This is a genomic window from Vibrio sp. Isolate30 (assembly GCF_022397975.1).
In the GTDB taxonomy this organism is placed as follows: domain Bacteria; phylum Pseudomonadota; class Gammaproteobacteria; order Enterobacterales; family Vibrionaceae; genus Vibrio; species Vibrio fortis.
The window spans coordinates 213,592-221,267 of the sequence record NZ_JAKEUS010000008.1 but is presented as its reverse complement, the minus strand read 5'-3'; the positions used below and the strand labels follow the sequence as shown (position 1 = coordinate 221,267).

Sequence of the window (7,676 nt, the reverse complement as noted above, 5' to 3'; positions counted from 1 at the left end):
AGCTACCAAGCTGCTCCATCCCGCGTCCGGATGTCATTGTTAAGCACAATGAAAGCTATCAATTTGGAGCGACACACGAGGTTCGAACTCGTGACCTCAACCTTGGCAAGGTTGCGCTCTACCAGCTGAGCTAGTGTCGCATCACGGAAAGGTCTTTCACCTTTCGATTACCGCTTTCRCGTTAATCTWCAAATTGGAGCGACACACGAGGTTCGAACTCGTGACCTCAACCTTGGCAAGGTTGCGCTCTACCAGCTGAGCTAGTGTCGCATCACGGAAAGGTCTTTCACCTTTCGATTATCGCTTTCGCGTTAATCTTCAAATTGGAGCGACACACGAGGTTCGAACTCGTGACCTCAACCTTGGCAAGGTTGCGCTCTACCAGCTGAGCTAGTGTCGCATAGTTAACCGCTATTGCGTTTAACTGTAATGTGGTTGCGGGAGCCGGATTTGAACCGACGACCTTCGCCCGACGAGCTACCAAGCTGCTCCATCCCGCGTCCGGATGTCATTGTTAAGCACAATGAAAGCTATCAATTTGGAGCGACACACGAGGTTCGAACTCGTGACCTCAACCTTGGCAAGGTTGCGCTCTACCAGCTGAGCTAGTGTCGCATTCTGAAAACGTCTTTCGCCGTTCAGGGCTGCGAATTATAAGAGCATTTTTTTGTGATGCAAGTCCTTAATGCAAAATTCTGCAACTTTTTCGTCAAGTGCTGAAAAAGCACACAGAATTTCAAAAAAATGTTGATTTCGCAGCCAGATAATCAATTCAAAACAATCATTTTGAATCAATTAGATATTGATGATCGTCTTGCGGTAGTACTGAAGTTCAGCAATTGACTCACGAATGTCATCTAAGGCCAAGTGACTACCAGACTTAGTAAAGCCATCTAGTACTTCAGGCTTCCAACGACGTGTGAGCTCTTTCAAAGTACTCACATCGATGTAGCGGTAGTGGAAGTATTCTTCAAGTTCAGGCATGTGTTTGTATAAAAAGCGACGATCTTGGCCAATACTGTTGCCACAGATTGGCGATTTACCCTTCGGTACCCACTTTTCAAGAAACTCGATCGTTTGAGCAATCGCGTCTTGTTCCGTTACTGTACTCTCTTTCACACGCTTAACTAAGCCACTGCCCGTATGCGTCGTCGTACACCACTCATCCATTTTATCCAGCTCGCTGTCTGGTTGATGAATAGCTAATACTGGGCCTTCAGCAAGAATGTTAAGCTCACTATCGGTAACGATAGAAGCAATTTCAATGATTTTATGAGTTTCAGGATCAAGTCCCGTCATCTCTAGATCAACCCATATTAGGTTCTGATCGCTAAAGGACATAATGGCGCTGCCTATTTGTTTGCGTGTAAAAGAGGTACTATACCCAAATAAGTATACTCAAACTAGGTTTTGTACCGTGGAAATGTCATGGCAACAAGCTCAGTTACGACGAGTTCCCTATCATCAAGTTAGATGTGTTTAAGTAGAAAATTGTGGCGAAAAAGAAAAAGTTAACCAAAGGTCAAGTACGACGCGTACGCAGTAACCAAAAGAAACGACTCAAGCAGGAAGACTCTGTTCAGTGGGATGAGAGCATGCTCGGCGGCACCAAGAGTGGCCTTGTAATCACTCGATTTGGTCAACATGCAGACATTGAAGACGTAGAAACCAATGAGATTCACCGTTGTAACTTACGTCGCGGTATCGAAAGCTTGGTCTCTGGCGACCGAGTGATCTGGCGTGCAGGGCTTGAATCAATGGCTGGTATCTCAGGTGTGGTTGAGGCCGTTGAGCCACGTACTTCTATTCTAACGCGTCCAGACTACTACGATGGTTTGAAGCCTGTAGCCGCTAACGTTGATCAGATGGTTATTGTGTCTGCGGTATTGCCAGAGCTGTCTTTGAATATTATCGACCGCTACCTGATCGCATCTGACACATTAAGCATCGCGCCGCTGATTGTATTGAACAAAGTTGATCTACTCAGCGAAGAACAGCTCACAGAATATAAACAGACACTGACCATCTATGAAGAGATTGGCTACAAGGTTCTATTTGTGAGTAAAGAGACTGGCTATGGCATTGCTGAGCTTGAAGCAGAGCTAGCAAACCGCATCAACATCTTTGTTGGTCAATCAGGCGTAGGTAAATCAAGCCTAGTTAACGCACTGATGCCAACGCTTGATATCGAAGAAGGCGCAGTTTCAGAAAACTCAGGTCTTGGTCAGCACACCACTACCGCTGCGCGTTTATATCACTTCCCATCGGGCGGTGACCTAATTGACTCGCCGGGAGTTCGTGAATTTGGTTTATGGCACTTAGAGCCAGAAGCCATCACCGAAGCCTTTGTTGAGTTCAAGCCATATCTTGGTGGTTGTAAGTTCCGTGACTGTAAACACAATGATGACCCGGGTTGTATCCTTCGCGAAGCGGTTGAGGATGGCAAGATCAGCCGTATTCGCTTTGAGAACTATCACCGCATCATTGAGAGCATGGTTGAAAATAAGGCCAACCGACAGTACTCAAGAAACAAGAAGGCTGATCTTTAAGGCCGTTTTTGTGAATAACTCTCAGCAGTTGCAACCAAAGTTTGCGCACTTGCTGACAATTGGCGCGATATTGAGTAACATCTCGCGCCCTAAAGCGTCATTAACTGATTTTCATTGAAGAAATACACAACATTGGAATATTAATACAATGGATAAGATCAAAGTTGGATTGCAGTACTGGATTCCACAACATGGACTGACTCGTCTAGTCGGTAAACTAGCGTCAGCTAAAGCGGGCGGTTTAACCACAGCGATCATCAACTGGTTCATCAAGCAGTACAAAGTGAACATGGATGAAGCCCTTCACAGCGATCCAAAACACTTCAAGACCTTCAACGAGTTCTTCGTACGTGAGCTTAAAGAAGGCATGCGTCCAATCGCGGAAGGCGAATCTGTAATTGTGCACCCAGCCGATGCACGCGTAAGCCAATTTGGCCCGATTACAGATGGCAAACTGATCCAAGCGAAAGGTCATGATTTCTCAGCGCGCGAACTACTAGGTGGCGACGCTAACCTAGCTGAAGAGTTTAAAGACGGTGAATTCGCGACTCTGTACCTATCACCAAGTGATTACCACCGCGTTCATATGCCGTGCGACGGTACACTGCGCCAGATGATCTACGTTCCAGGTGATCTGTTCTCTGTAAACCCACTAACAGCCGAAAACGTTCCTAACCTATTTGCTCGTAATGAGCGTGTAGTGTGTATCTTCGATACTGAATTTGGCCCAATGGCACAAGTTCTGGTCGGTGCAACAATCGTAGGTAGTATTGAGCAAGTTTGGGCTGGCACCATTACACCACCGCGCGGTAACACGGTTTACAAATGGGATTACCCAGCAGAAGGTGACAAAGCAGTTATCCTGAAGAAAGGCGAAGAGATGGGCCGTTTCAAGCTAGGCTCAACTGTTATCAACCTATTTGCTAAAGATGCCATCAAGTTCGATGAGAGCATGGCAAACGGTGAGAAAACAGTTCTAGGTACGCCTTACGCGCACATCGCGTCAGCAGAAGCAGAAGCAGAAGCAGAAGCAGAAAACGTACAAGCAGATGACGCTGAGCAAGAATAATCTCTAGTGATTCGTTGATATTGAAAGGTGAGCTCATGGCTCACCTTTTTTGTATCTACGGCCGACTCAACTTGAAAGCCCGTTAACAAATATTGACCAAAAGCAAAACAGTTGCCGAAAAGTTAAACGACTTTGCAATTTTATAACCATCACCCAAGTATCCAAAAATCAGATAACTTACTCTATTTGTAGATATTTCTTCATAGGGTTTCCTTCACATGCCTAAGCTCAATGTTGGCGTTCTCGTTAAATTGCTGCTCTGCTTTGCAATTCCGTTAGGTGTGCTTTTTATGCCTATCGACTCCATTCCCATTGACGATTTGACCTTAATTCAACATCGTCTTTTGGCTATCTTCCTACTCGCTGCTCTACTTTGGGTTTTGGAGCCAGTTCCTGTTTTCGCGACCTCGATCCTGATCATCACCCTTGAAGTGATCATGATATCCGACAAAGGCTTGCACCTATTCAGACAACCACCAGCCGGCCATGATTTAGGGGAGCTGATCAAATACACCGATATCTTCAGCGCCTTCTCTTCGCCAATCATCATTCTGTTCATGGGTGGTTTTGCATTGGCGATCGCGGCTTCAAAGTATGAATTGGATAACAACTTAGCGCGTGTTCTTCTGAAACCTTTTGGGACAGAGCCTCGCTACATCATGCTCGGGCTGATGCTGATCACCGCGGTATTTTCAATGTTCATGTCGAATACCGCGACCACAGTGATGATGCTCGCGCTACTCGGCCCGATTGTCGCATCAGCACCGAAAGGAGATTTAGGTATTAAAGCCTTAGTGTTGTGTATTCCAATCGCGGCGAATACGGGTGGTATCGCAACGCCGATCGGGACACCACCGAACGCAATAGCATTGCAATACCTCACTGGAGAGAACACCATCGACTTCCTTAGCTGGATGATGATGGGTCTGCCTTTTGTAATTATCCAGCTGACGATTGCTTGGGTTCTATTGCAGAAGTTTTTCCCGTCTCAACAGAAGAACATGGTGTTAAGACTCGATGGTCAGTTTAAAAAGAGTTGGCGCGCTATCGTGGTTTACGTCACCTTTGCGGCAACGATTCTGTTGTGGATGACGACCAAATTGCACGGCATGAACACCTATGTAGTGTCTATCATTCCACTGGCGGTGTTCACCTTAACCGGCATCATGGGTAAAGAAGAACTCAAACTGATTAACTGGGATGTATTGTGGTTAGTTGCCGGTGGTATCGCGATTGGCATTGGTTTAGACAAGACTGGATTGGCAGCCGCACTGGCGCACGCGATTGATTATGAATCCCTCTCTCCGGCGGCTGTCGTTCTGACGCTATCCATTGTTTGTTGGTTGATGGCGAACTTCATGTCCAATACTGCTACAGCTAACTTATTGATGCCGATTGCGGCGGCTATTGGGGCATCTATGGAGAGCTTGGCTGCGATCGGTGGCTTGCAAGGACTTCTAGTCGTTGTCGCTTTCTCAGCTTCACTCGGCATGATTCTACCCGTATCGACACCACCAAACTCGCTCGCCTACTCGACCGGCCTTATCGAAAGCAAAGACATGGCGAAAATGGGCGTTATCTTAGGTGTTGTGGGTCTCGCTATTGTCTACCTAGCAATGTTCTTATTCGTCTAACCAAACTCGCCGCAGCCCGATAAAACGTCGGGCTGCGGCTTATGTTTTCTATCGAGAAATCATATCCATCAAATTTCTGCGAGTGGACTGTTTGACGCTAAACCTTTTCTCCCTCGGATCTTTTCTAACTAAAGGCTTTCAGGCATATTAGATCTCTTCGCTTTTTTACATGGATGTGAGCAATGGGATTTGAATGGTTGGCCTTAGCGGCGGCTTTTTTGTGGGCGATTGCCAGCTTGATGTCGGTGAAACCGGCTCAGCACTTGGGGTCATTCGCTTATAGTCGCTGGCGGATGGGTTGTACAGCCATCATGCTCTCAACTATGGCTTGGATCACCGGTGGTTGGACAACGGTAGAAACAGACTTAATCACGCCAATGATGCTGTCAGGTTTGATTGGTATCTTTATTGGTGACACAGCCCTATTTGCTTGTTTGAACCGAATGGGACCACGCCAAGCCGGTTTACTGTTCTCTTGTCACGCTGTTTTCTCTGCCATTCTTGGCTACTTCCTGTTTAGTGAAAGCATGACTAGCCTGGAGCTCATCGGCTCTGCGCTGGTGTTTAGTGGTGTACTCACTGCTATTTTCTTCGGTCGTAAGGGACAAGCAAACAACCAGCTTGAAACCATCAAAGGCACAGTTTGGATTGGTGTGGCTTTGGGGCTAACCGCGGCCATTTGCCAGGCGTTGGGTGGCATCATCGCCAAACCGGTGATGCAAACGAACATCGACCCCGTTGCTGCCTCGGCGATTCGAATGATCACCGCGTTTATCGCCCACTCACTATTTCGATTAACGGGAGCAAGGTTGTCGCGCGTGGTCAATCCAATCAACGGCAACATACTTTTCATTACTGCGATTAACGGTTTTCTCGCGATGGCGGTAGGGATGACGCTGATTCTCTATGCACTGCAAGAAGGGAATGTCGGAATGGTGGCACTGTTATCATCAACAACGCCAATCATGCTACTGCCTATTTTATGGATTTATACTAAGCAAAGGCCTAACGCGTACGCTTGGATTGGCGCGATTGTCGCCGTAGTGGGAACGGGGATATTGGTCAGCTAACCTGACGTAACCAGAATTAGCTGACTCTAAAAAGCAAGCGTTAAGCGCGTGGGAAAGGAAATGCCGTCACTTCGTCGATATGATCATGCCCCATTGCTAGCATGATTAATCGGTCTATACCTAGTGCTACACCTGCACAACTTGGTAAACCCGACTTCAACGCTTCAATAAGGTGGTAATCGATCGGTTGTGGCTCTAGCCCCATCTCGATACGCTTCTGATTATCTTCTTCAAAGCGTTGCAACTGCTCTTGCGGGTTATCCAATTCGTGAAACCCGTTCGCCAACTCAATGCCTTTAAAGTAAACCTCGAAGCGATCAGCTACGCGATTGTCTTGTGGGTTAATCTTAGCCAGTGCAGCTTGAGACGCTGGGAAGTCATAAACAAAAACCGGTACTTGCTGGCCAATTTTAGGCTCCACGCCAATGCTAAACAAAAGCTGCAACAAAGTGTCTCTGTCTTGTTCCGGATCCGCAATATCGCTCAGGCCTAATTTGCCTGCACACACTTTCAGCTCTGCCATTGAACCTTCCAGTGGGCACACTCCTAGCACATCAACAAAAGCGTTTTGATAGGTCATGCGCTCTGCCTTGCCCGATTTCAGAACCAGTTGCAGTAGGTCATCCATCTCATCCATTAATTTATGATGATCGAAACCTACTCGATACCACTCCAACATCATAAATTCAGGATTGTGGTAACGACCGTTCTCTTCATTACGAAAGGCTTTAGCAATTTGATAGATACATCCGCTGCCTGCCGCCAAAAGACGTTTCATGTGAAATTCTGGGCTAGTCATGAAAAACAGCTTTTGACCATCTGCATACCCAGGGCCAACAAACTCCGTTTTGAAAGTGTGTAAATGCACATCGGTGACGGTCGCGTGGCTCATCGCAGGCGTGTCGACCTCCATTACGTCACGCTCAAAAAAGAAGTTTCTGATCTGACGAATCAATAAAGCACGTTGTTTCAACTGCTTAATCGGCGCAGCTGGCTGCCAGTTAGCTTGGTTCATGATTTTAGGATTACCCACTGAAATAACTGGGGCGAAAGATACCGTTTGTTTAGCAAAAGATCATCTTTTCTTAATGCTCAGTTATCAGAAGGTTTATAACACTGACATTGATGGTTAACGCGAATAATAATCAACAAAATCAATAATAAACCACTCAATATCGCCGCATTAATCAACACCTTCTTTTATCTGTAGCACGCAACAAATTCTTGCCGTGATTGCAGTCACAGATCCCATAAAGTTTATGCTCTCACTTGCACTACCGAAGCAAAACACTAAATAAATCAATTTTTGAAATCACGTCATCTCATACACTGAACCTACCACTTAAGGCTTAGG

At 46.4% G+C, this 7,676-nt stretch carries 6 protein-coding genes and 5 tRNA genes; 4 read left to right on the top strand and 7 right to left on the bottom strand.

Going from position 1 to position 7,676, the window contains the following annotated elements; translation table 11 throughout:
* Positions 1 to 64 precede the first annotated feature (64 nt).
* The 6 genes from L1D60_RS17965 to orn all read right to left on the bottom strand — a co-directional run bounded on the left by L1D60_RS17965 (position 65) and on the right by orn (position 1,341).
* Positions 65 to 140, bottom strand: a tRNA-Gly gene (locus L1D60_RS17965).
* 54 nt (positions 141 to 194) lie between these two features.
* Positions 195 to 270 (bottom strand) — tRNA-Gly (locus L1D60_RS17960).
* Positions 271 to 324: 54 nt separating this feature from the next.
* Positions 325 to 400: transfer RNA gene (locus L1D60_RS17955), tRNA-Gly, on the bottom strand.
* A gap of 32 nt (positions 401 to 432) precedes the next feature.
* Positions 433 to 500 (bottom strand) — tRNA-OTHER (locus tag L1D60_RS17950).
* Between the two features lie 39 nt (positions 501 to 539).
* Positions 540 to 615, bottom strand: a tRNA-Gly gene (locus L1D60_RS17945).
* A 180-nt stretch (positions 616 to 795) separates the two neighbouring features.
* Entirely contained in the window at positions 796 to 1,341 is a 546-nt protein-coding gene (orn, locus tag L1D60_RS17940; protein WP_239842307.1) for an oligoribonuclease, read from the bottom strand.
* Positions 1,342 to 1,493: 152 nt separating this feature from the next.
* Between orn and rsgA the strand changes: the two genes are divergently transcribed.
* The 4 genes from rsgA to L1D60_RS17920 all read left to right on the top strand — a co-directional run bounded on the left by rsgA (position 1,494) and on the right by L1D60_RS17920 (position 6,322).
* On the top strand, positions 1,494 to 2,549 hold the full coding sequence (gene rsgA / locus L1D60_RS17935; RefSeq protein ID WP_239842306.1) for a small ribosomal subunit biogenesis GTPase RsgA: 1,056 nt from the start codon (positions 1,494 to 1,496) through the stop codon (positions 2,547 to 2,549).
* Positions 2,550 to 2,697: 148 nt separating this feature from the next.
* Positions 2,698 to 3,618: an archaetidylserine decarboxylase gene (gene asd / locus L1D60_RS17930; protein ID WP_239842305.1), complete on the top strand. Its 921-nt coding sequence runs from the start codon at positions 2,698 to 2,700 to the stop codon at positions 3,616 to 3,618.
* 218 nt (positions 3,619 to 3,836) lie between these two features.
* Complete coding sequence (locus tag L1D60_RS17925) at positions 3,837 to 5,252, top strand: SLC13 family permease (protein WP_239842304.1); 1,416 nt, start codon at positions 3,837 to 3,839, stop codon at positions 5,250 to 5,252.
* Positions 5,253 to 5,434: 182 nt separating this feature from the next.
* The gene (locus tag L1D60_RS17920) at positions 5,435 to 6,322 is read left to right on the top strand and encodes a DMT family transporter (protein ID WP_239842303.1); all 888 of its coding nucleotides are present in this window, start codon (positions 5,435 to 5,437) and stop codon (positions 6,320 to 6,322) included.
* A gap of 40 nt (positions 6,323 to 6,362) precedes the next feature.
* Here the strand turns inward: L1D60_RS17920 and epmA are convergent, their stop codons facing one another.
* The gene (epmA, locus tag L1D60_RS17915; protein ID WP_239842302.1) at positions 6,363 to 7,337 is read right to left on the bottom strand and encodes an elongation factor P--(R)-beta-lysine ligase; all 975 of its coding nucleotides are present in this window, start codon (positions 7,335 to 7,337) and stop codon (positions 6,363 to 6,365) included.
* Between the last annotated feature and the right edge of the window lie 339 nt (positions 7,338 to 7,676).